Consider the following 21,609-nt stretch of genomic DNA (forward strand, 5'->3'; position numbering starts at 1 on the left):
AAAAATAAAACAAACACCCTCTGTAAATTACCGGGCATGGTGAGCGGCTTCGCTATGCCCTAAATCTGGAGACAGATTGCGATGGATATTCCAGTTAGTGCTGCAAAAACCGGGCGTCGCCGTTACCTGACGCTGATTATGATCTTTATTACCGTGGTTATCTGTTATGTCGACCGCGCCAACCTTGCGGTGGCGTCGGCGCATATTCAGGAAGAGTTTGGTATTACGAAAGCGGAAATGGGCTATGTCTTCTCGGCTTTTGCCTGGTTGTATACCCTATGCCAGATCCCGGGCGGCTGGTTCCTTGACCGCGTCGGTTCCCGTCTGACCTACTTTATCGCGATATTTGGCTGGTCGGTGGCAACCCTCTTCCAGGGCTTCGCCACGGGGTTGATGTCGTTAATTGGCCTGCGCGCCATTACCGGGATATTCGAAGCCCCGGCGTTCCCTACCAACAACCGCATGGTGACGAGTTGGTTCCCTGAGCATGAACGTGCCTCCGCCGTCGGTTTTTATACCTCCGGACAGTTTGTCGGCCTGGCGTTCCTGACCCCGCTGTTGATCTGGATCCAGGAGATGCTGAGCTGGCACTGGGTGTTCATTGTCACCGGGGGGATTGGCATTATCTGGTCGCTGGTCTGGTTTAAAGTGTATCAACCGCCTCGTCTGACCAAAAGTATCACCAAAGCGGAACTGGACTATATTCGCGACGGCGGCGGCCTGGTGGATGGTGATGCACCCGTTAAGAAAGAGGCGCGTCAGCCGTTGACCAAAGCGGACTGGAAACTGGTGTTCCACCGTAAGCTGGTGGGCGTTTATCTGGGCCAGTTTGCCGTCACCTCGACGCTGTGGTTCTTCCTGACGTGGTTCCCGAACTACCTGACACAGGAAAAAGGCATTACCGCGCTGAAGGCGGGTTTTATGACCACCGTACCGTTCCTCGCGGCGTTCTTTGGCGTACTGCTTTCCGGATGGCTGGCGGATAAGCTGGTGAAAAAAGGCTTTTCGCTGGGCGTGGCGCGTAAAACGCCGATTATTTGTGGTCTGTTAATCTCCACCTGCATCATGGGTGCAAACTACACCAACGATCCGGTGTGGATTATGACCCTGATGGCGGTGGCGTTCTTCGGTAACGGCTTTGCTTCCATCACCTGGTCACTGGTCTCTTCGCTGGCGCCGATGCGCCTCATCGGCCTGACCGGTGGCGTTTTTAACTTTGTTGGTGGACTGGGCGGGATTACGGTTCCGCTGGTGATTGGCTACCTTGCGCAGGACTATGGCTTTGGTCCCGCGCTGGTTTATATCTCAGCCGTTGCCCTGATTGGCGCGCTCTCTTACATCCTGCTGGTGGGTGATGTAAAACGCGTAGGTTAATACTCCTTTACCAGCCCGCCAGACGTTGTGGTGGGCTGATCATCCTGGCTTAGCGGGATATGCGCGATGCCGCTTCGCATAATCGCGCTTCTCAATACGGGCGCAGTCAAACAACGACTCTTCAGGATTTTGCCATACAGTTTAACGCGCAGTTGGCGGGTGGCCTTCCGGTAAGCGCGGTTCCTCTCCGGCGCATCCAGCAGCAGAACAGCCTTGAGGATCTCCGCGCTATCCAGGGCGTAGCTAATCCCCTCCAGTGAACTGGCGCTGATGAACCCGGCGGCCTCGCCAATCAGAAATGCGTTATCTTCACCGCAGACGAAATCTGCCCAGCGTGACGGAAAGAGTACAGTACATTTCTCGCTTTTCATCGGCTCGCCGAAGCGGAACTGAAAGGCCGCCATTTTCTCTTTTAGCGCGTCAAAGCGCGCCAGGCCGTCTTTCATGGGATAAGCGCCGCCAAAGATGAAATAGCCGTCTTTGCTGATACTCCAGGAGTAACAATCCGTCACAGCGTTATCGAAAATGCAGGAATAAAACGGGACCGGATGACTTTCTGCGAACCACTGTTGGATGGCGACATATTTGCGAATCTGATGTTCCGGATAAAGATAGCGACGCACCAGCGAATTTGCTCCGTCGGCCCCCACCAGATAGCGGGCGGTAATCTGTTGCTCCCAACCGTCGGCGCGAAAAATCACGTGCCACTTCCCCTCTTCTCGCCAGATTTTTCGACACAGGCTGTCGTGATACACCTGTACCTCATCCGGGATCAGCGATTTCATCCATAAATCAAAGGCATGACGGTTGATGTTGATATAGCTGCGCTGGTAGTTGCGCGTCAGTGAGGTGTCGACATCCACCGTTTTAACGCTGAAAATTTGCGGATTGGCGATGACGTCCACCGGCAGCGTAATGCCGTCGCGAATAAACGAACGCTGTGCATCCGGTGCCAGTAAACCGCCGCAGGGTTTGGTGAACCCTTCATTGCCGCAGTGACGTTTTTTATCCAGCGCAAGCACGCGCATTTTACCGCTCAATTTACGCGCCAGCGTTGCGCCGGCCGGGCCGAGACCGATAATCGCTACGTCGAAATGTTCCATCTTTTTGTCCGCAAAAAATGAAGATGGCACTACGCTAATGCCTGAAAGTGAAGTCCTTGTGAAGTATGATTGATGAAATTGTTCCTGACCTGAGTATCCCATGAAGCAAATCACCTTTACGCCGCGTAATCATCAGCTTACCAATACCCGGGCCTGGACGGCGGACAGCCGTTGGCTGGTGTTTGACGTTCGCCCGTCAGGAGCGTCTTTCACTGGCGAAACCATTGAAAGGGTGAATGTCCATACCGGTGAGCAGGAGGTGATTTATCGCGCGACGCAGGGAGCGCATGTCGGTGTGGTAACGGTGCATCCGCTGGCGGAGAAATATGTATTTATTCATGGGCCTGAAAACCCGGATGCGACGTGGCACTATGACTTTCATCATCGTCGCGGCGTGATTGCCGAACAGGGGAAAGTGACGAATCTGGACGCGATGGATATCACTTCACCGTACACGCCGGGTGCACTGCGCGGCGGCAGCCATGTTCATGTTTTCAGCCCGAACGGTGAGTTTGTCAGCTTTACCTACAACGATCATGTCATGCATGAACGCGAGCTGGCGCTGGATTTACGCAACGTGGGCGTCGCACTGCCTTATGGGCCGGTGACGGTGTCGGCGCAGCATCCAAGAGAATACAGCGGCAGCCACTGGTGCGTGCTGGTCAGCCAGACGACGCCCGAACCCACGCCGGGCAGCGATGAGATTTCTCGCGCCTACGAAGAGGGCTGGGTGGGAAATCATGCGCTGGCGTTTATCGGCGACACAATGTCTGAAAAGGGCGAGAAAATACCGGAGCTGTTTCTGGTTGAACTCCCGCAGACGGAGGCGGGCTGGAAAATGCCAGGTGATGCCCCGCTGGAAGGTACGGATTCCACGCTGCCCGCACCGCCGCGCGGAGTGACACAGCGCCGCCTGACGTTCACCCATGCACGTCGTTTCCCAGGACTGGCAACGGTTCCGCGTCATTGGGTGCGCAGTAATCCGCAGGCGACGGAGATTGCGTTCCTGATGCGCGATGAGGCTGGTATCGTGCAACTGTGGTTGATTTCGCCACAGGGCGGGGAGCCCCGCCAGTTGACCCATCACGCTACCGGGATTCAGTCCGCGTTTAACTGGCATCCGTCAGGAAAATGGCTGGGATGCGTGGTGGATAACCGCATTGCCTGCTGTGATGCGCGCAGCGGAGAGATCACGTTTTTAACGCAGAATCACGGCACTCCGCCTTCTGGGGATGCTGTGGTTTTCTCGCCTGATGGTCAGTTTGTGGCGTGGATGGAAGATGTAGACGGTTTCCGTCAACTGTGGATGACAGAAACCGGGCGGTAATCAGGGGGCGGGCATTTTCGCCGGAGGGATCACGGAGTTGGTTATCCGTGTTCTCTCCTCGCTTCTTTCGACACGCGATCTGACTGAATTGTCTTTACGGAACAGATCCCACGGTAACAGGATCGTGTCCATTACTGCCGTAAAGGGCATATCCAGTATCGCCAGCGATTTGGTACCCCAGTTTGTCTCATCGTCACCTATCATCGTGGCGCTGGCGCGGGTGCCAGGATAAGTTCCCTCTTTACCACCGGTATGTGACATTACGCTGGAGCAACCACTCAGTAAAACCATCCCACTGCACATCATCAGCGTTAACAACACATTTCTTATCATGATTTATTCATCTGTTGATCATCGGTGTTTGCATGATGAGTTATAGCGATCCCTTGCCAGAAATAACATCCTCATCACATCGCACTGTGGCGGCTATCGCACTTTAACGATTAGTGCTGTCCCCACCCAGTCTATGCAATAGACAGCAAACTGCAAAAAAAAGTCAGCCTGGACGGCTTGAAATGTGCGTATTCAGACCCATTTTGATGGTGTAGGCAAATGAAGAGCACGCCTGATGGGTGTTCTGACTACCGGACCTGTCCATGATGGAAGGTCATTTAACTTCTCGCTGATTTCAGGAGCTATTGATTATGCGTAACTTTGATTTATCCCCGCTGTACCGTTCTGCTATTGGTTTTGACCGCCTGTTTAACCTGCTGGAAAGCAATCAGAGCCAGAGTAACGGCGGCTACCCTCCGTATAACGTTGAGCTGGTAGACGAAAACCATTACCGCATTGCCATCGCCGTTGCCGGTTTCGCCGAGAGCGAGCTGGAAATTACCGCACAAGACAACCTGCTGGTGGTGAAAGGCGCACATGCGGACGAGCAAAAAGAACGGACCTACCTTTACCAGGGTATCGCGGAGCGCAACTTTGAGCGTAAGTTCCAGTTAGCTGAGAACATCCATGTTCGCGGCGCGAATCTGGTCAATGGTCTGCTGTACATCGATCTTGAGCGCGTGATTCCGGAAGCGAACAAACCGCGTCGTATCGAAATCAATTAATTCTGACGGGCCGCGTTGCGCGGCCTGTTATCCCGGGCTCGCCGACAGGGGGCCTATGCAAATCTACGGATTTGCAGGTACGACTATGCCCTAAACCGCTTGCGTTGCAGGGTGTAGTGAAAACTCGCTTCTTAGAAGGAGAATGATTATGCGTAACTACGATTTATCCCCGCTGCTGCGTCAATGGATCGGTTTTGACAAACTGGCCAACGCGTTACAAAACACCGGTGAAAGCCAGAGCTTCCCACCCTATAACATTGAAAAAAGTGACGATAACCACTATCGCATTACGCTTGCGTTGGCCGGTTTCCGTCAGGAAGACCTGGATATTCAGCTGGAAGGCACCCGCCTGACCGTAAAAGGCACACCGCAGCAGCCTGAAAAAGAGACCAAATGGTTGCATCAGGGGCTGGTCACCCAGTCGTTCAGCCTGAGCTTTACCCTGGCTGAAAATATGGAGGTGTCCGGCGCGACATTTACCAACGGGTTGTTGCACATCGATTTGACCCGTAATGTCCCGGAAGCGGTTGCTCCGCAACGTATCGCCATCAGCGAACGTCCCGCATTAAATAGCTAATTTAGCTCCTTGCCTTTGCCCCGCCAGAAATGACGGGGCTTTTTTGTGCACGAAGATAACACCGGGTTTTAGGGTATGATGCCCTTACCAGAAGAAAGCATTCAGCAACGTCAGGTTACGATGAAGAAAAAAGGGGGAAGAAACGCCCATCATAAGGGTGCTTTACCGTTTCGGCAGCATGAGAATGTGCGCCATCTTGCATCTATGCCTGAACGGTTCAGTCATAATCCATGTAAATTGAAATGTTATTCACAGGGAATAAAAAATGAGTGATATAGCATTGACGGTCAGCGTTCTGGCGTTGGTGGCGGTTGTCGGATTGTGGATCGGCAACATCAAGGTGCGGGGTGTCGGCTTTGGCATCGGCGGCGTGTTGTTCGGCGGCATTATCGTCGGCCACTTCGTTGATCAGGCTGGGGTGACGCTGAGCGGCGATATGCTGCACTTTATCCAGGAATTTGGCCTGATTCTGTTCGTCTACACCATTGGGATTCAGGTGGGGCCAGGGTTCTTCGCCTCTCTGCGGGTTTCTGGCCTGCGTCTCAATCTGTTTGCGATTCTGATCGTCATCATCGGAGGACTGGTTACCGCTATCCTGCATAAAGTGTTTGCTATTCCGCTGCCGGTGGTGCTGGGGATTTTCTCCGGTGCGGTCACCAATACTCCGGCGCTGGGGGCGGGACAACAAATCCTGCGCGATCTGGGTACGCCAATGGAGCTGGTGGACCAGATGGGGATGAGCTACGCGATGGCGTATCCGTTTGGGATTTGCGGTATTTTGCTGACCATGTGGCTGATGCGCATGATATTTCGCGTCAATGTGGAAGCGGAAGCGCAACAGCATGAATCGACGCTCACCAACGGTCACTCGCTGATTCAGACCATCAATATCCGCGTTGAGAACCCCAATCTCAACAATATGGCGATTCAGGATGTGCCGATCCTTAACAGCGATAAAATCATCTGCTCACGACTGAAGCGTGAAGAGACGCTGATGGTGCCGTCGCCGGGAACGGTGATTCAACTGGGTGATTTGCTGCACCTCGTTGGTCAGCCGGGCGATCTGCATAACGCACGACTGGTGATAGGTCAGGAGGTGGACACCTCACTGTCCACCCGCGGCACCGATTTGCGCGTCGAACGCGTCGTGGTCACCAACGAAAAAGTGCTCGGCAAACGCATCCGTGATTTGCACTTTAAAGAGCGTTACGACGTGGTGATTTCTCGACTGAACCGTGCGGGCGTTGAACTGGTGGCCAGCAGCGATGCCAGCCTGCAATTTGGTGACATCCTTAATCTGGTGGGACGACCTGCCTCGATTGATGCCGTTGCCAATGTTGTCGGTAACGCCCAGCAAAAACTGCAGCAGGTGCAGATGCTGCCGGTGTTTATTGGCATCGGTCTGGGGGTGTTGCTGGGGTCTATTCCGCTTTTTATTCCCGGCTTTCCGGTGGCGTTAAAGCTGGGGCTGGCGGGCGGACCGCTGATTATGGCGCTGATTCTGGGGCGTATCGGTAGCATTGGTAAGCTGTACTGGTTTATGCCGCCAAGTGCGAACCTGGCGCTGCGTGAGCTGGGGATTGTGCTGTTCCTGGCCGTGGTGGGGCTGAAATCAGGTGGTGATTTTATCGATACGCTGACGCAGGGCGATGGTCTGAGCTGGGTGGGCTACGGTATTTTTATTACTGCTATCCCGCTTATCACCGTCGGTTTACTGGCGCGTATTTTTGCCAAAATGAACTACCTGACGCTGTGCGGGATGCTGGCCGGTTCGATGACCGATCCACCGGCGCTGGCGTTTGCAAACAACCTTCATGCCACCAGCGGCGCGGCGGCGCTGTCGTATGCGACGGTGTATCCGTTGGTGATGTTCCTGCGGATTATCACGCCTCAACTGCTGGCGGTGATTTTCTGGGGATTAAGTTAGATCTGCTCATATCGACCGGCATCCATCGGGTTGCCGGTCAGCATCGTTCAACACATCACGCTTTCTTACTAACCCGTTGTGGTGTCCGGTTTTTCCACACCCAGGTGTTGAAAATGCTCGTAGTACGTCATTTTCAGCCAACAGGTGCACAATCCCCATTTTAGCCGTGCGATAACGCCAGGGTTTTGCGGTGGCGGTACTGCGTATTCATCGCCAGATGCTTCTGTCGATTCACCATGGAAGAAATGAAACTGGTTTCGCAAACGCTACATGCATCGACCTGAGTTACAGAGTTTATTAATGCTATTTATCCAGGTGCTCAGGTAATATTGCGGTTATTTCATACGCACTTTTACGCATTCAGTAGGGGGTTAAATGAAGATTTCCCGCCTCGGAGAAGCCCCGGATTACCGCTTCTCACTGGCAAACGAGCGTACCTTTCTGGCGTGGATCCGCACCGCGCTGGGTTTCCTGGCCGCCGGCGTTGGGCTTGACCAACTGGCGCCGGACTTCGCCACGCCGGTGATCCGCGAGCTGTTGGCGCTGCTGCTCTGTTTGTTCGCTGGCGGTCTGGCGATTTACGGTTATCTGCGCTGGCTGCGCAATGAAAAGGCGATGCGGCTGAAAGAGGATTTGCCCTATACCCGAAGCCTGCTGATCATCAGTCTGATATTGACCATTGTGGCGATTGTGGTCATGGCGCTGGTGCTGTATGCCGGATAGCCGTAAGGCCCGTCGCCTGTCCGATCCGGGACTGCAGCCGGAGCGCACATCGCTGGCATGGTTTCGCACGCTGCTGGGCTACGGTGCGCTGATGGCGCTGGCGATAAAACATCACTGGCATCAGGCGGGATTCTTGTTCTGGGTCTCTATCGCGGTGCTGGCTATCGTGGTTGTGATCCTCTGGCGCTATACGCGCAAGCGTAATCTGATGGATGTCTCGCATATTGATTTTGTCCAGTCACGCGCGGTTCGTGACAAATTTATGATCTCCCTCGCGGTGTTATCTCTCGCAATACTGTTTGCTGTAACGCACGTTCGCCAACTTATCGTATTTCTCGGGAATTTAGCATGACAGGATGTCAGGTCATGGCCAAGCCGGCCAGTTCACGTTGTAACCTGGATTGTCGTTACTGCTTTTACATTGATAAACCCGCCCACCCGGTGATGGATGACATCACGTTATCGACGTTTATTCAGCAGCATATTGCCGCACAGCCAGGGCCAGATGTTCTGTTTGCCTGGCAGGGAGGAGAACCGACGCTCTGCGGTCTGGATTTTTTTCATCGTGTGGTGGCGTTGCAAAAGCAGTTCGGCGCGGGAAAGCAGATCCAGAATGCTTTTCAGACCAACGGTATTTTGCTCAATGACGCATGGTGTCGCTTTCTGCACGACAATAACTGGCTGGTGGGACTCTCACTGGACGGTCCTGCTGATTTGCATGATGCCTTTCGCGTCAGTCGTCGCGGCAATCCAACCCATCAAAAAGTGATGACTGCGCTGCAAAAACTGGTCGAATACCGCGTGGAGTTCAACCTGCTGGTGGTGGTGAATCGCCTCAACAGCAACCAGCCGGAGCGGATGTATCACTATCTTCGCCAGCTAGGGACGCCTTTTTTACAGTTTATTCCGCTCGTTGAGCTGGATGAGCACGGCAGGCTGACGGAGGAATCGGTCGAATCACAGGCATGGGGGCAGTTTCTTAAATCGGTATTTAATATCTGGGTACGGGAAGATATTGGCCGTGTGTATATTCAGCTCTTTGACTCGACGCTGGGCGTGTGGTGCGGCTATCCGTCGCAGATGTGCGCGCTAAGTCAGGACTGTGGTCACGCTTTCGCGCTGGAAGCCAATGGTGATTTGTATCAGTGCGATCATTATGTTTATCCGCAGTACCGGCTGGGCAACATTCATCACACGCCGCTGAAGGCGCTCAATGCCAGTCCGCAGGCGAAAGCTTTTGGGGAGCTGAAAAGAACCACGTTAAGCGCAGCATGTCAGGCCTGTTCGCTGCTGCGCTTTTGTCATGGTGATTGCCCTAAACATCGGGATGAGAGCGGGAAAAGCATGCTGTGCGCCGGATACCGCGACTTTATCCGTCATAGCGCGCCGCACATGCGCGTGATGCGTGATCTGATCAGGCAGCATCGCTCACCGGCAGAGCTGATGGCGATGCTGCGTGCCGGGCGTTAGCGCCCTTTCGCCAGGTATTGCGCCATTTCTGCTTCTGGTACCATGCCGCCGCCCGTCGCCCAGACCAGGTGCGTTGCATTATTGAGCTGCTCAGCGCTAATCCCCTGCATTTGCTGATAGTCAGTGGATGCACAAACACGCTGAGGTCCCGCCATTCCCGCCAGCGCTGACGGTTCCAGACGGATGTTCTCTTCCTGTGCCAGCCAGCCCAGCATGTCATACATGGACTGATCGCTGAGGGTATATAACCCATCGAGCAGGCGTTCCATCGCTCTGCCGACAAAGCCTGATGCCCGCCCTACCGCCAGGCCGTCTGCCGCCGTCAGGTTATCGATACCGATCTCCTGCACGGAGATCGCATCATGCAGACCGGTATACACACCCAGCAGCATGCAAGGGGAATGCGTCGGTTCAGCAAAGAAGCAGTGTACGTTATCGCCAAATGCCAGTTTCAGACCAAACGCCACTCCGCCGGGGCCACCGCCCACGCCGCACGGCAGGTAAACAAATAATGGGTGATCGGCATCCACCACGCGGCCTTGCTGTTCGAATTGCGCTTTCAGACGCTGCCCCGCAACGGCATAGCCTAAAAACAACGTGCGGGAGTTTTCATCGTCGATAAAGAAGCAGTTCGGATCGGACTCCGCCGCTTTACGGCCCTGTTCAACCGCCACGCCATAATCTTCTTCATATTCAACAACCGTGACGCCGTGGCTGCGCAGTTTGGCTTTCTTCCACGCCCGGGCATCCGCAGACATATGCACTGTGACGTTAAAGCCAATGCGGGCGCTCATAATGCCGATAGAAAGCCCCAGGTTGCCGGTTGACCCCACCGCGATGCTGTACTGGCTAAAGAAGGCTTTGAACTCCGGAGAAAGCAGAACGCTGTAATCCTCGTCTGGGGTCAGCATCCCGGCTTCCCGCGCCAGTTTTTCGGCGTGCGTCAGCACTTCATAAATGCCGCCGCGCGCTTTGATCGAGCCGGAAATGGGCAGATGGCTATCTTTTTTCAGCAGGATTTCGCCACTGATTTTTTGGCCGTACTGTTTTTCCAGACGCTGCTGCATGGCCGGAATGGCAACAACCTCAGATTCAATAATTCCCCCGCTCGCAGCGGTTTCCGGGAAGGCTTTGGCCAGATACGGCGCAAAGCGCGCCAGACGGGCGTGGGCACCCTTAACGTCTTGTTCCGACAGCCCTACATAGGGTAAACCTTCCGCCAGAGAGGTCGTTCCGGGATTGAACCAGGTCGTTTCTCGCAAAGCCACCAGATCCTCCACCAAAGGATACTGGGCGATGAGTTTTTGTATGTTTTCCATAGGACGTCTCTTTGCGCTTAGATGATAAAGGAAAGCAGGAATGTGCAAGCCAGTGCAATGACCGAGGCGATGAATGTCGCGGTCGTATAGTATTTGAACGTCTCATTCAGGGTGGCGCCGCAGTATTGCTTAACCAGCCAGAAGAGGGAGTCGGTGACGATCGTGCAGCCAATGGCACCGGAACCGATGGCAATGGCGATAATCTCCGGACTGACGTTGGGATAAAGCGGCAGCATCGGCGCGACAATCGCCGTGGCGCCCATCATCGCAACGGTGGCTGAACCGACTGCCGCGTGCAGAATCAGCGCCACCAGCCAGGCCAGCAGAATCGGGTGCATATCCATATTGGAAAGGATCACCGCCAGCGTGTCTGCCAGACCGCTGCTTTTGAGGATGGCGTTGAATGCCCCGCCCGCCCCGATAATCAGCAGAATATTGGCGATAGAACCAAAACCGTTTTCGGTATGGGTGAGCAGGGTGCTCATGCCGATATGCTGGCGCAGACCGAGGATGTAATACGCCACGAAGACGGCAATAAACATCGCGGTGATCGGGTTACCGATAAATTCCAGCAGGGTGTACAGCGTGCTGCCTTTGGTCATGTTCAGTTCAGCAACGGTTTTCACCAGCATTAAACCAATCGGTAGCAGGACGGTAAACAGCGTTGCGCCCAGCGACGGCAGCGTGCTTTCTTCGCGTACCTTGAGGTCTGCAAACTCAGCGGGAACCGGTTTGAACGGCAGGCGATTGCCGAGAAATTTCAGGAACAGCGGGCCGCCGATCAGCGACGCCATCAGGCCAACCAACAGGCCGTAGACGATCACTGAACCAATATCCGCGCCCAGTTTATTGGCGACAAACAGCGCTGCCGGGTGCGGTGGTACGACGCAGTGAACGGCCATCAGCGCGGTACACAGCGGGATTGCCAGTTTCAGCAGCGAGGTGTTGGTTTTTTTCGCGATGGAGAACGCCAGCGGAATTAACAGCACCACGCCAACTTCAACGAACAGCGTGATCCCGCAAATCAGCCCCACCAGCACCATAATGACGTCAGCAGAGAGCCAGCGACAGCGCTGGAGCGTTAAGCCGATGCGTTCTGCTGCGCCGGAAACCTCCATCATTTTGCCGAGAATCGTACCCAGACCGATGACGGCGGCGAGAAAGCCCAGCGTACCGCCAATCCCGCTCTCAATGGCGTTGACCATATCCAGCGGCCCCATGCCCATCATGGTTCCCACAAAGAAACTGGCGAGCAGCAGTGCCAGGAACGGGTGGAATTTGAATTTCACGATGGTCAATACAATTAACACAATGCTAATTAGCAGCGTGCTCACAACCCAGATTTGAGAGTGCATATCTCACCTTGCCCTGTGATTAACCTGTCCCTATTGGACAAAAATTCGGCGTGGGCTGACAAACGATATAAATCCTCACTCACATGAATCAGATTGAATCAAAGAGGTGATTTACATCGAATATTCGCGCAATTTTGCGATATGGTTCACCCTCATTCATCTTTATGCTGATTTTTTCTGCGATTTTTTTTACACTTCGCCGGACTGAAGCTGAAGTCACCGAGGTATAAATGGAACCCCTTCGCGAAGTCAGAAACCATCTCCTCAATGGCTGGCAATTATCGAAACTGTACACGTTTGAAGTGGCCGCGCGACATCAGTCGTTTGCGATGGCCGCAGACGAACTGTCGCTGAGTCCCAGCGCTATCAGCCACCGCATTAACCAACTGGAAGAGGAGTTGGGGATCCAGCTTTTCGTCCGTTCGCACCGCAAAGTGGAACTTACCCATGAAGGTAAGCGGGTGTTCTGGGCGCTGAAATCGTCGTTGGATACGCTGAACCAGGAGATCCTCGATATCAAAAATCAGGAACTCTCCGGGACGTTGACCGTCTATTCTCGCCCGTCTATCGCGCAGTGCTGGCTGGTGCCTGCGCTGGGTGACTTTACCCGCCGCTATCCATCAATCTCGCTCACGATCTTAACCGGCAACGACAACGTAAACCTGCAGCGCGCCGGGGTCGATCTGGCACTCTACTTTGACGATGCGCCATCTGCCCAACTGGAACATCACTTTTTAATGGATGAAGCGATTCTTCCCGTTTGTAGCCCGGATTATGCCCGGCGTTTTGATTTAATGGGCTCGCTGGTGAATTTGCCGCACTGCACGCTGCTGCATGACCGTCAGGCCTGGAGCAATGATTCAGGAACCGATGAATGGCATAGTTGGGCACAACATTTTTCAGTGAATTTGCCGACATCGTCAGGAATTGGCTTCGATCGTTCTGATTTAGCGGTGATTGCCGCCATGAACCATATCGGCGTGGCGATGGGGCGTAAACGGCTGGTACAGAAGCGGCTCGAAAGCGGTGAGCTGGTCGCCCCGTTTGGTGAGATGGCGTTGACCTGTCATCAGCATTACTACATGACGACGTTACCCGGCAGACAATGGCCGAAAATTGATGCCTTTATCACCTGGCTGCGTGAGCAGGCGAAGCCGTTTACCCAAAGCGAAACTGCTACGCGATAACTAAAAAAGCGTGCTAAATACGAGATAGCGCTTGCAACATTACTGAGGGTCATCGTGATTAAACCGCTCGTCTCGCTCTTCGTGTTGGTCAGTTTCGCCCTGGGGGCAGCGCAACCGCCGCTGACGGCAACACATTATGCGCAGCAGCTCGGTGTGGGGATGGACGTCGACTGGGCACGCACGGAACAGGGTATCCGGGAGTTTGACCCGCTGGTGGTGCGGGACTTCCACGCCAAAGGGATTACCCATGTACGCATTCGGGTGGCGGGAGAACCCACCGAGGCGCGGCTTATTCATCTGCGCAAGCTGGTGGAAGCTTGCGAGCAGTATGGCGTCATTCCGGTTATCGCCTACCAGGCCGACGAGTATAAAAATGATCCCAGTGCGAGCAACGAAAAAGAGGTGACCAACTGGTGGGTCGCAGTAGCGCACTATTTCGCTCACCGCGCGCCGCTGCTGGGGTTTGATCTGATTTACGAACCGGCCGGTAAGCTGAATCATAATCTGGCCTCCCTGAACCGGGTGTACGAAAAGACCATTCGCACTATCCATGCTATTGATCCGCAACGGATGATTTTTGTCGCGCCGCGTCTGCGCGCCGCGCCGGAAGAGCTGCCGAATCTACGCCTGCCGCCGCAAAGCCAGAACTATGTCCTGGCGGAATGGCATATCTTCCCGTGGGGACCGGTGAAAAATAACGGTAAATACCCCTGGACGTCGGGGACGGCGACAGAGAAAGCGGCGATTCGCGCGCGCATCGCTAGCGCGGTGCACTGGCAACAAAAAAGCGGGCATGTCAGCTGGGTTGGCGGTTGGGCCACGGGAGAAACCAGTAAGAATCCCCCGTCCTCTTCACAGCTGGCCTTTGCCACGTTTATGGCCTGCGAGTTGAAGAAAGCGAAAATTCCCTATGCGATCAACGCCGATACGCAATTTTACGACGGGGAAGAGGGGGCATGGCGGCCCGCGCTCGAACCGCTGTTACTGGCGATGATTGCGCCGGACTGCGAAACGCCCGGCCACACGGTCATTAAATCGCCTGTCCCTGGTGTGAAAAACGCGCCGCCAGCGGTAGCCAGCACAGTAAAATCAGCAGCCCCATAAGCGTCATCAGCAGGCCGAGGCTGCCCTGTCCGGTTTGTGGCAGCATCGCGGAAAGCCACGCCAGTACGCCGGAGCCAATGTTTTGCAGGCCGCCTACCAGCGCACCTGCTGTACCGGCGAGGAACGGGAACGGCTCCATTGCGCCGCTGGTTGCCAGCGGGAACAGCATCCCGGCACCGAAGAAGAACAGCGCGGCGGGGATCAGCAGCGTCCAGACATTCATCACGCCAAACCAACCGGGAATCCACATCATCAGCCCGGCCAGCAGACAACTCACCACCGACTGCCACATTAGCGTGGAGAAGCGCTTATTCGGGCGACCGGCAAACCATGCGCCGAAAAACGCCGCCGGAATCGGCAGGATAAACAGGATGCTCACCACCATACTGCTCAGCCCTAACACTGCGCCCATCAGCACGCCGGAGCACGCTTCGAACACCGCGATCCCTGCCAGTCCGCCAATCAGCATCAGCAGATAGCAGTTAAACGCGCTGTGACCAAACAAGGTTTTATAGCTGGCAATCAGCCGCGTGCGCGGCGCGCCGGTAGGACGCGTTTCCGGCATCCAGCGCGCCATGCTGAAAGTGACGCCCGCACAGAGCACGAGCAGGAAAACGTAACAGGCGCGCCAGTTCCACATTGTATCCAGCAGCCCGCCAATCAGCGGGGCCAGCAGCGGACTGACCAGGATGCCCATATTCAACATGCTGTTGGCGTGGCGCAGCTGTGTGCCTTCGTACAGATCGCGCGGTAAGGTTCGAGCCATTACCCCGCCGACGCCGGTCCCCATTCCCTGCAACGCACTGGCGGCGATCAGCACCGTCAGGCTGTGAGTCGTAATCGCGACCAGCGTGGCAAGCATAAAAATCGACATCCCGACGAGGATCACCGGGCGGCGTCCGACGCGGTCGGACAGAGGGCCATAAAACAGTTGCGATACGCCATAGGTCAGCAGATAAGCTGCCATCACGCTTTGCACGGCCCCTTCGCGAACGTTAAGCTCGCGTGCCATATCAGCAATGGCAGGGATATAAATGGTTTGTGCCATCTGACCCACAGCCACAAGTAATACCAACATCAACAACAAATTGACGTTTCTCTGCCTTTTCATTTCGCTGAATACTTTTCAAAAAGAGAAAAAATAAGAATAAGGTGCTACGCATTCCCATAAATGCGAGTGAAATCTACCACACTAAAAAAAGAAGGCCAGATGGTGAGCGGGAATGGAAAAGGAGTGAACGGCAGGATATGTAAACAAAAAGCGGCAACAAATGTTGCCGAGTTTGAGTTCTAGGACAGGCGTAACAGAATGGCGCCAGCGGCAATTCCGCCAGCAGCCACCAGGCGCAACCCCACCACTCGTTCCTTCAACAGCAGCCAGGCAATCAGCGCGCCGAACAGGATTGAGGTTTCACGCAGTGCAGCGACGACAGCCAGCGGCGCGAGAGTCATTGCCCAGAGTGCCAGTCCGTAAGAGCCCATGGTGGCAATGCCGCCAAAAATCCCCTTCTTCCAGTGCTGCGTCAGATAGCGCAATGCCTCACGGCGACGGGCCATCATCGCCCATCCCAGCAGGCAGGAACCGTTCAAAAAGAAGGTCCAGAGCGTGTATCCCAGCGCGGTTTCCGAGAGCCTGACGCCGGTGCCGTCGACCAGCGTATATCCGGCGATGAAACAGGCGTTAATCAGGGCGAGCACAATACCTTGCTGCGAACGAGTCCGACCGTTAAAGGCCATGCCGAGGATGGCGGCGCAGATCACCGCGATACCCGTCCAGGCCAGGGCGGACAGGCTGTCGCCAAGAAAAAGTACGCTGATGATGGCCACCAGTAGCGGCGCCGTCCCGCGCATCAGCGGATAGGTCTGACTCATATCGGAAACGGTATACGTTCTGGCGACCAGTACGGTGTAGACCACCTGTAATGCGGTCGAGGCCGCTAAAAACGGGATGCTGGCGGTTGAGGGTGGTGGCGCAAAGGGCAGGCACAGGAGCGCCATAATGGCGGCGGAACCGCTGACGCTGATGGCGGCGTAGAGTTTGTCGTTCCCGGCTTTCACAATGGCGTTCCAGCTGGCGTGCAGCAGTGCGGCGAACAGCAAAATGCAGAAAACAGTAAGGGTCATAGCGCAGACGTCATCAGGGAATGTCATAAAAACGTAACATATCATCACCGCATAAGCATCTGCGATGTAAAAGGGGAGCGGTTGCCCGCTCCCCTTTAGTGCGACTTGAATCTGAATTACTTCAGGTATTTCAGAACAGCATCAAGCAGTTGCATGGCTGCAACAATGAGTTTCAGGATAAGAATAGCGATATCCACGAGGCTCATACGCGTCTCCTTTAGCAAAGGAGCACGGTGCTGACGTGCCTTTCCGCCGCCTGTTATCAGCACCTTTGTTGACATAACACAGTGTGCTCACCGGGGGGGTTAAGGCGCTGACGGCACCACCCGTTTCAGCCAGGACTTTGTTGCGCCGGTTTACGATGCGGCCCCACCTGACACACTGCGTACGGAGATATTATAGATAAATACTGTATGAATGAACAGGTATTTGTGGACAGTACCGAACTTCTGATCCATACTCAAAAGCGTCAAAATCCGTGCCGAAATTGCGTGTTCTTCGCAGAACGCGTATACTTTTGCTGTTGACATAACACAGTGTGCTTTGCGGCAACCAACCGCATCCCGCTGAAAAAACCTCGCTCCGGCGGGGTTTTTTGTTTTCAGGGGTTTTTATTAGCGAAACGTGATCGTCGACGCATTTTTACGCAGATGAAAATTTTTCCGTTGTCAGGTTATGAAAGCTGTGCTTGTATAAATCCTGTTAATCATTAAACAGACAAGGTCCCTAATGAACCCTTCCATGCTGACTGCGACCCTACTAAACACTGCGCCATCTCGCGCAGCGGTCGTCGTGCGTGTGGTGGTGGTCGTCGGCAATGCGCCGTAGGGTCCGGAACAACACACGATTCCAAAACCCCGCCGGCGCAAACCGGGCGGGGTTTTTCGTTTAAGAGACCTGTCCGGAGCGTCGGCCCAGAACAAAAGGACTGGAGCATGGCAAGTTCGGGCACAACATCAACATCCCAGCGTACGCGTTTTACGGGCGCTGAATTCATCGTTCATTTTCTGGAACGTCAGGGCATTAAGATTGTCACTGGGATTCCCGGTGGATCGATTCTCCCCGTCTATGATGCCTTAAGTCAGAGCACGCAAATCCGCCATATTCTGGCGCGCCACGAGCAGGGAGCGGGGTTCATTGCGCAGGGCATGGCGCGCACCGACGGCAAACCGGCGGTGTGCATGGCCTGTAGCGGGCCGGGCGCGACCAATCTGGTGACCGCTATCGCCGATGCGCGCCTGGATTCTATCCCTATGGTGTGTATCACCGGGCAGGTTCCGGCCTCCATGATCGGCACCGACGCCTTCCAGGAAGTGGACACCTACGGCATCTCTATCCCCATCACAAAACATAACTATCTGGTCAGACATATCGATGAACTCCCGCAGGTGATGAGCGACGCATTTCGTCTTGCTCAGTCCGGACGTCCTGGCCCGGTGTGGATAGACATACCTAAGGATATCCAGATGGCGGTCCTCGAGATTGACGAGATGCCAGAACCGGCACAGAAAATGGCGACGCCGGAATTCAGTGCAGACAGCATTCGTGACGCAGCCGCAATGATTAACGCTGCACAGCGCCCGGTGTTGTACCTCGGTGGCGGGGTGATTAATGCGCCACAGCGGGTGCGTGAACTGGCGGAAAAGGCGCAGTTGCCGACCACCATGACGTTGATGGCGCTGGGAATGCTGCCGAAAGCGCATCCGTTGTCGTTAGGCATGTTAGGGATGCACGGCGCACGCAGCACCAACTTCATCCTGCAAGAGGCGGATCTGCTGATCGTGCTGGGCGCGCGTTTTGATGACCGGGCGATAGGCAAAACCGAGCAGTTCTGCCCGAACGCCAAAATTATCCACGTCGATATCGACCGCGCGGAGCTGGGTAAAATCAAGCAGCCGCACATCGCGATTCAGGCGGATGTGGATGACGTGCTGGCGCAACTGATTCCACAAATTGAGGCGAAACCGCGCGCAGAGTGGCACCAGTTGGTCAGCGATTTGCAACGTGAATTTCCGTGTACCATTCCACAGGAAAGCGACCCACTCAGTCATTATGGTCTGATCAACGCCGTGGCGGCCTGTGTGGACGACAACGCGATTATCACTACCGACGTGGGCCAGCATCAGATGTGGGCGGCGCAGGCCTATCCGCTGAACCGTCCACGCCAGTGGCTGACCTCTGGCGGGCTGGGCACCATGGGATTTGGTCTGCCGGCGGCAATTGGCGCGGCGCTGGCGAACCCGGATAAGAAAGTACTGTGCTTCTCCGGCGACGGCAGTCTGATGATGAACATTCAGGAGATGGCGACCGCCAGCGAAAACCAACTGGATGTGAAAATCATCCTGATGAATAACGAAGCGCTGGGGCTGGTGCATCAACAGCAGAGTCTGTTTTACAAGCAGGGCGTTTTTGCGGCGACCTATCCGGGAACCATCAACTTCATGCAGATTGCTGCCGGATTTGGTTTGCATACCTGCGATCTGAATAACGAAGCGGACCCGCAGGCGGCATTGCAGGAGATCATCAGTCGGCCGGGACCGGCGCTGATCCATGTCCGCATTGATGCGGAAGAAAAAGTGTATCCAATGGTACCGCCAGGCGCGGCAAATACAGAGATGGTGGGGGAATAAGCCATGCAGAAACAATCACATGAGAACGTCATTCTGGAACTCACCGTCCGCAACCACCCAGGCGTTATGACCCACGTCTGCGGACTCTTTGCCCGCCGTGCATTTAACGTCGAGGGCATCCTCTGTCTGCCGATTCAGAGTAGCGACCAGAGCCGCATCTGGCTTCTGGTCAACGACGATCAGCGTCTGGAGCAGATGATTAGCCAAATCGATAAGCTGGAAGATGTGGTGAAAGTGGTACGTAATCAGTCAGACCCGACGATGTTCAACAAAATTGCCGTGTTCTTTGAGTAAATTAATCGCCGTCTGAATCAGGGGTAATCACGTTGACAGAACCGTTCCGGCAGTGGGTGGCGTAATCTGCCGGTAACGGACGATCGCATATCAGGACATCAAAGGTGGAAAGCGGGCCGATGCTGGCGGGAGCGACCTCATCGAACAGGGCGTAACGCGTCAGTAAAATTTTACGTAGTCCGCGCTCCATCGCTTTGCGCTTAGTGGCAAGGTCGTCCGGGTTAAACCAACTGACGCCGAAGTGCTCGTGTACGCCGCTGGCGGAGATAAAGACTTTCCGCGGATTCAGTGAATCCAGTGGTGACGGGTTATTGGCATCGTAGAACGCATCGCTCTTCGCCCGATAGGTTCCCCCGCAGAGGATTGCTGTGGCGTTGGGTTTTTCATTGAGCGCGATAAAAACCTGGTGCGAGTAGCAGATCCCGGTAAAGGTGATCTCGTCCGGGATCATGCTGATCACCAACGGCATCTCCGGACCATTATCAAAAAAGATCAGATCGTTTTCGCTCACCAGACCGGCCGCCAGGATCGCGACAGGCAAATCGTCGCGATGATGGGTTTTAACCGCAGGCAGCGGGGCGTGAGAGGACGCGGCTGGTTTATTCACCATGACGATATAGCCGCCGAGCAGCGTCAGGGGTAACGGTTCGTCATCCTGACTAAGGTCGCGGCGGATGGTCATCACGGAAACCTCCAGCATCCGCGCGGCGTCTTTCAGATGGATGCGGTCGGTCTTCTTCAACAGTTCCATCAGACGTCGAATACGTTCTTTTTGCTTGGTTTCCATTCACCTTCTCCGCGATTCATGTTGCGTATGTTCCATCAGTAACATTTTTGTGTTCACTGGAACATTATGTTGCTGCATTACTATACGTCCGGCAGGCAGGAATTAAAAGCGCGTTCGTTCGCGTTTCTTTGATTATAACTAGTTTAATTTCAGTTAATTGTAACTATTTATGGATGGGGAAGGGTGATTGCATGTGCATAATGCGCCTAATAAATAAACAGTGAAATGATCTTCCAATCGCGATCGTAGTCACAAATGATACGGAAGTAACATGATAATGTTATTTTAATATCATTGTTGTGTGATTGTTTCTGAGAGGTAGTAAAATGGATATCGCGGTTATTGGCTCTAACATGGTGGATCTCATCACCTACACCAATCAGATGCCCAAAGAAGGGGAAACCCTGGAAGCGCCAGCGTTTAAAATCGGCTGCGGTGGTAAAGGTGCGAATCAAGCTGTTGCTGCGGCGAAACTCAATTCGAAAGTGCTGATGCTGACCAAAGTCGGTGACGATATCTTTGCGGATAACACGATTCGCAATCTCGAATCCTGGGGCATCAACACCACCTATGTCGAAAAAGTCCCGTGCACCAGTAGCGGCGTGGCGCCGATTTTTGTGAATGCGAACTCCAGTAACAGCATTCTTATTATTAAAGGGGCGAACAAATTCCTCTCTCCGGAAGATATCGATCGCGCTGCGGAAGATTTAAAAAAATGTCAGCTTATTGTCTTGCAACTGGAAGTTCAGCTGGAGACGGTTTATCACGCCATTGAATTTGGCAAAAAACATGGCATTGAAGTGTTATTAAATCCCGCTCCGGCATTGCGGGAATTAGATATGTCGTACGCCTGTAAATGTGATTTCTTTGTACCGAATGAAACCGAGCTGGAAATATTAACCGGCATGTCGGTGGACTCGTATGATCATATTCGTGCCGCCGCCCGATCCCTGGTGGATAAAGGGTTAAACAATATTATTGTCACCATGGGCGAAAAAGGTGCGTTATGGATGACGCGTGACCAGGAAGTTCATGTTCCGGCGTTTCGCGTTAATGCTGTTGATACCAGTGGCGCAGGCGATGCTTTTATCGGTTGCTTTGCCCATTACTATGTCCAGAGCGGAGATGTCGAAGCCGCGATGAAGAAAGCCGTCCTTTTCGCTGCGTTTAGCGTTACCGGGAAAGGCACACAATCCTCTTATCCGAGTATCGAACAATTTAATGAATTTCTTACCCTAAACGAATAATAC

22 protein-coding genes and 1 other annotated feature are annotated in these 21,609 nt (G+C 54.3%); of the genes, 14 read left to right on the plus strand and 8 right to left on the minus strand.

What is annotated here, in order from left to right; genetic code table 11:
* Positions 1-81: 81 nt before the first annotated feature.
* Entirely contained in the window at positions 82-1,374 is a 1,293-nt protein-coding gene (locus tag OGW13_RS00350) for an MFS transporter (RefSeq protein WP_061069408.1), read from the plus strand.
* Here the strand turns inward: OGW13_RS00350 and cbrA are convergent.
* Complete coding sequence (gene cbrA / locus OGW13_RS00355) at positions 1,371-2,477, minus strand: colicin M resistance lipid reductase CbrA (RefSeq protein WP_090050771.1); 1,107 nt, start codon at positions 2,475-2,477, stop codon at positions 1,371-1,373. The two genes, OGW13_RS00350 and cbrA, sit on opposite strands and share 4 nt — an antisense overlap.
* Positions 2,478-2,577: 100 nt before the next feature.
* On the opposite strand from cbrA, the gene OGW13_RS00360 reads away from it, so the two are divergent.
* Positions 2,578-3,804, plus strand: a complete 1,227-nt coding sequence (locus tag OGW13_RS00360) for a YidR family protein (RefSeq protein WP_287115455.1) — start codon at positions 2,578-2,580, stop codon at positions 3,802-3,804.
* Here OGW13_RS00360 and OGW13_RS00365 read toward each other — a convergent pair whose 3' ends face one another.
* Complete coding sequence (locus OGW13_RS00365) at positions 3,805-4,137, minus strand: YceK/YidQ family lipoprotein (protein WP_042998724.1); 333 nt, start codon at positions 4,135-4,137, stop codon at positions 3,805-3,807.
* A gap of 243 nt (positions 4,138-4,380) precedes the next feature.
* Positions 4,381-4,455: a sequence feature (ROSE (Repression Of Heat Shock gene Expression) occurs in the 5'-region of heat shock genes and acts as an RNA thermometer to modulate expression.), on the plus strand.
* Here OGW13_RS00365 and ibpA point away from each other — a divergent pair.
* The 6 genes from ibpA (at position 4,449) to OGW13_RS00395 (ending at position 9,559) form a co-directional block, all read left to right on the plus strand.
* Entirely contained in the window at positions 4,449-4,862 is a 414-nt protein-coding gene (ibpA, locus tag OGW13_RS00370; protein ID WP_042998723.1) for a small heat shock chaperone IbpA, read from the plus strand. (Overlaps the previous feature by 7 nt.)
* 148 nt (positions 4,863-5,010) lie before the next feature.
* On the plus strand, positions 5,011-5,439 hold the full coding sequence (gene ibpB, locus OGW13_RS00375; RefSeq protein ID WP_042998722.1) for a small heat shock chaperone IbpB: 429 nt from the start codon (positions 5,011-5,013) through the stop codon (positions 5,437-5,439).
* A 265-nt stretch (positions 5,440-5,704) separates the two neighbouring features.
* On the plus strand, positions 5,705-7,366 hold the full coding sequence (locus OGW13_RS00380; protein WP_042998721.1) for a putative transporter: 1,662 nt from the start codon (positions 5,705-5,707) through the stop codon (positions 7,364-7,366).
* Between the two features lie 375 nt (positions 7,367-7,741).
* Positions 7,742-8,089, plus strand: coding sequence for a YidH family protein (locus tag OGW13_RS00385; protein WP_042998720.1), 348 nt, complete (start codon positions 7,742-7,744; stop codon positions 8,087-8,089).
* Entirely contained in the window at positions 8,079-8,441 is a 363-nt protein-coding gene (locus OGW13_RS00390) for a DUF202 domain-containing protein (protein ID WP_042998719.1), read from the plus strand. Before OGW13_RS00385 ends, OGW13_RS00390 begins: the two co-directional genes overlap by 11 nt.
* Complete coding sequence (locus tag OGW13_RS00395; protein ID WP_287115456.1) at positions 8,438-9,559, plus strand: anaerobic sulfatase maturase; 1,122 nt, start codon at positions 8,438-8,440, stop codon at positions 9,557-9,559. The genes OGW13_RS00390 and OGW13_RS00395 overlap by 4 nt, the downstream gene beginning before the upstream one ends.
* On the opposite strand, the gene dsdA is transcribed toward OGW13_RS00395, so the two are convergent.
* Both dsdA and dsdX read right to left on the minus strand, forming a co-directional pair.
* Positions 9,556-10,878 carry a D-serine ammonia-lyase gene (dsdA, locus tag OGW13_RS00400; RefSeq protein WP_099433253.1) on the minus strand — a complete coding sequence of 441 codons (1,323 nt, stop codon included), beginning with the start codon at positions 10,876-10,878 and terminating at the stop codon, positions 9,556-9,558. The two genes, OGW13_RS00395 and dsdA, sit on opposite strands and share 4 nt — an antisense overlap.
* Positions 10,879-10,895: 17 nt before the next feature.
* Complete coding sequence (gene dsdX / locus OGW13_RS00405) at positions 10,896-12,233, minus strand: D-serine transporter DsdX (protein WP_042998716.1); 1,338 nt, start codon at positions 12,231-12,233, stop codon at positions 10,896-10,898.
* Positions 12,234-12,463: 230 nt separating this feature from the next.
* On the opposite strand from dsdX, the gene dsdC reads away from it, so the two are divergent.
* Positions 12,464-13,420, plus strand: a complete 957-nt coding sequence (gene dsdC / locus OGW13_RS00410) for a DNA-binding transcriptional regulator DsdC (protein ID WP_042998715.1) — start codon at positions 12,464-12,466, stop codon at positions 13,418-13,420.
* A gap of 54 nt (positions 13,421-13,474) precedes the next feature.
* Positions 13,475-14,524: a cellulase family glycosylhydrolase gene (locus OGW13_RS00415; RefSeq protein ID WP_099433254.1), complete on the plus strand. Its 1,050-nt coding sequence runs from the start codon at positions 13,475-13,477 to the stop codon at positions 14,522-14,524.
* On the opposite strand, the gene emrD is transcribed toward OGW13_RS00415, so the two are convergent.
* The 3 genes from emrD to tisB all read right to left on the minus strand — a co-directional run bounded on the left by emrD (position 14,451) and on the right by tisB (position 16,854).
* Complete coding sequence (gene emrD, locus OGW13_RS00420; RefSeq protein WP_042998713.1) at positions 14,451-15,635, minus strand: multidrug efflux MFS transporter EmrD; 1,185 nt, start codon at positions 15,633-15,635, stop codon at positions 14,451-14,453. The genes OGW13_RS00415 and emrD overlap by 74 nt on opposite strands.
* A gap of 179 nt (positions 15,636-15,814) precedes the next feature.
* The gene (locus OGW13_RS00425) at positions 15,815-16,648 is read right to left on the minus strand and encodes an EamA family transporter (RefSeq protein WP_054177161.1); all 834 of its coding nucleotides are present in this window, start codon (positions 16,646-16,648) and stop codon (positions 15,815-15,817) included.
* A gap of 116 nt (positions 16,649-16,764) precedes the next feature.
* Positions 16,765-16,854: a type I toxin-antitoxin system toxin TisB gene (tisB, locus tag OGW13_RS00430; RefSeq protein WP_042323479.1), complete on the minus strand. Its 90-nt coding sequence runs from the start codon at positions 16,852-16,854 to the stop codon at positions 16,765-16,767.
* 523 nt (positions 16,855-17,377) lie between these two features.
* Here tisB and ivbL point away from each other — a divergent pair.
* From ivbL to ilvN, 3 genes are all read left to right on the plus strand, one after another.
* Positions 17,378-17,476, plus strand: coding sequence for an ilvB operon leader peptide IvbL (ivbL, locus tag OGW13_RS00435; protein WP_042998711.1), 99 nt, complete (start codon positions 17,378-17,380; stop codon positions 17,474-17,476).
* Positions 17,477-17,583: 107 nt separating this feature from the next.
* Positions 17,584-19,278 carry an acetolactate synthase large subunit gene (gene ilvB / locus OGW13_RS00440; RefSeq protein WP_042998710.1) on the plus strand — a complete coding sequence of 565 codons (1,695 nt, stop codon included), beginning with the start codon at positions 17,584-17,586 and terminating at the stop codon, positions 19,276-19,278.
* A gap of 3 nt (positions 19,279-19,281) precedes the next feature.
* Positions 19,282-19,572 carry an acetolactate synthase small subunit gene (ilvN, locus tag OGW13_RS00445; protein ID WP_042998709.1) on the plus strand — a complete coding sequence of 97 codons (291 nt, stop codon included), beginning with the start codon at positions 19,282-19,284 and terminating at the stop codon, positions 19,570-19,572.
* A 1-nt stretch (position 19,573) separates the two neighbouring features.
* Here the strand turns inward: ilvN and OGW13_RS00450 are convergent, their stop codons facing one another.
* On the minus strand, positions 19,574-20,359 hold the full coding sequence (locus OGW13_RS00450; RefSeq protein ID WP_042998708.1) for a DeoR family transcriptional regulator: 786 nt from the start codon (positions 20,357-20,359) through the stop codon (positions 19,574-19,576).
* Between the two features lie 326 nt (positions 20,360-20,685).
* Here OGW13_RS00450 and rbsK point away from each other — a divergent pair, with 326 nt between their 5' ends.
* Complete coding sequence (gene rbsK, locus OGW13_RS00455; protein WP_042998707.1) at positions 20,686-21,606, plus strand: ribokinase; 921 nt, start codon at positions 20,686-20,688, stop codon at positions 21,604-21,606.
* Positions 21,607-21,609: the final 3 nt, after the last annotated feature.

This window comes from Citrobacter sp. Ca225 (assembly GCF_030337175.1).
Classification (GTDB): Bacteria; Pseudomonadota; Gammaproteobacteria; order Enterobacterales; family Enterobacteriaceae; genus Citrobacter_A; species Citrobacter_A amalonaticus.

What these genes read in the sequence shown, in the direction of transcription:
- dsdX (WP_042998716.1), bottom strand. Translation starts at nt 12,233, where the DNA reads ATGCACTCTCAAATCTGGGTTGTGAGCACGCTGCTAATTAGCATTGTG.
- OGW13_RS00395 (WP_287115456.1), top strand. Translation starts at nt 8,438, where the DNA reads ATGACAGGATGTCAGGTCATGGCCAAGCCGGCCAGTTCACGTTGTAAC.
- tisB (WP_042323479.1), bottom strand. Translation starts at nt 16,854, where the DNA reads ATGAGCCTCGTGGATATCGCTATTCTTATCCTGAAACTCATTGTTGCA.
- OGW13_RS00450 (WP_042998708.1), bottom strand. Translation starts at nt 20,359, where the DNA reads ATGGAAACCAAGCAAAAAGAACGTATTCGACGTCTGATGGAACTGTTG.
- OGW13_RS00360 (WP_287115455.1), top strand. Translation starts at nt 2,578, where the DNA reads ATGAAGCAAATCACCTTTACGCCGCGTAATCATCAGCTTACCAATACC.
- cbrA (WP_090050771.1), bottom strand. Translation starts at nt 2,477, where the DNA reads ATGGAACATTTCGACGTAGCGATTATCGGTCTCGGCCCGGCCGGCGCA.
- ibpA (WP_042998723.1), top strand. Translation starts at nt 4,449, where the DNA reads ATGCGTAACTTTGATTTATCCCCGCTGTACCGTTCTGCTATTGGTTTT.
- OGW13_RS00425 (WP_054177161.1), bottom strand. Translation starts at nt 16,648, where the DNA reads ATGACCCTTACTGTTTTCTGCATTTTGCTGTTCGCCGCACTGCTGCAC.
- emrD (WP_042998713.1), bottom strand. Translation starts at nt 15,635, where the DNA reads ATGAAAAGGCAGAGAAACGTCAATTTGTTGTTGATGTTGGTATTACTT.
- ilvN (WP_042998709.1), top strand. Translation starts at nt 19,282, where the DNA reads ATGCAGAAACAATCACATGAGAACGTCATTCTGGAACTCACCGTCCGC.
- ivbL (WP_042998711.1), top strand. Translation starts at nt 17,378, where the DNA reads ATGAACCCTTCCATGCTGACTGCGACCCTACTAAACACTGCGCCATCT.
- rbsK (WP_042998707.1), top strand. Translation starts at nt 20,686, where the DNA reads ATGGATATCGCGGTTATTGGCTCTAACATGGTGGATCTCATCACCTAC.
- OGW13_RS00380 (WP_042998721.1), top strand. Translation starts at nt 5,705, where the DNA reads ATGAGTGATATAGCATTGACGGTCAGCGTTCTGGCGTTGGTGGCGGTT.
- OGW13_RS00350 (WP_061069408.1), top strand. Translation starts at nt 82, where the DNA reads ATGGATATTCCAGTTAGTGCTGCAAAAACCGGGCGTCGCCGTTACCTG.
- dsdA (WP_099433253.1), bottom strand. Translation starts at nt 10,878, where the DNA reads ATGGAAAACATACAAAAACTCATCGCCCAGTATCCTTTGGTGGAGGAT.
- OGW13_RS00385 (WP_042998720.1), top strand. Translation starts at nt 7,742, where the DNA reads ATGAAGATTTCCCGCCTCGGAGAAGCCCCGGATTACCGCTTCTCACTG.
- OGW13_RS00365 (WP_042998724.1), bottom strand. Translation starts at nt 4,137, where the DNA reads ATGATAAGAAATGTGTTGTTAACGCTGATGATGTGCAGTGGGATGGTT.
- dsdC (WP_042998715.1), top strand. Translation starts at nt 12,464, where the DNA reads ATGGAACCCCTTCGCGAAGTCAGAAACCATCTCCTCAATGGCTGGCAA.
- ibpB (WP_042998722.1), top strand. Translation starts at nt 5,011, where the DNA reads ATGCGTAACTACGATTTATCCCCGCTGCTGCGTCAATGGATCGGTTTT.
- ilvB (WP_042998710.1), top strand. Translation starts at nt 17,584, where the DNA reads ATGGCAAGTTCGGGCACAACATCAACATCCCAGCGTACGCGTTTTACG.
- OGW13_RS00390 (WP_042998719.1), top strand. Translation starts at nt 8,079, where the DNA reads ATGCCGGATAGCCGTAAGGCCCGTCGCCTGTCCGATCCGGGACTGCAG.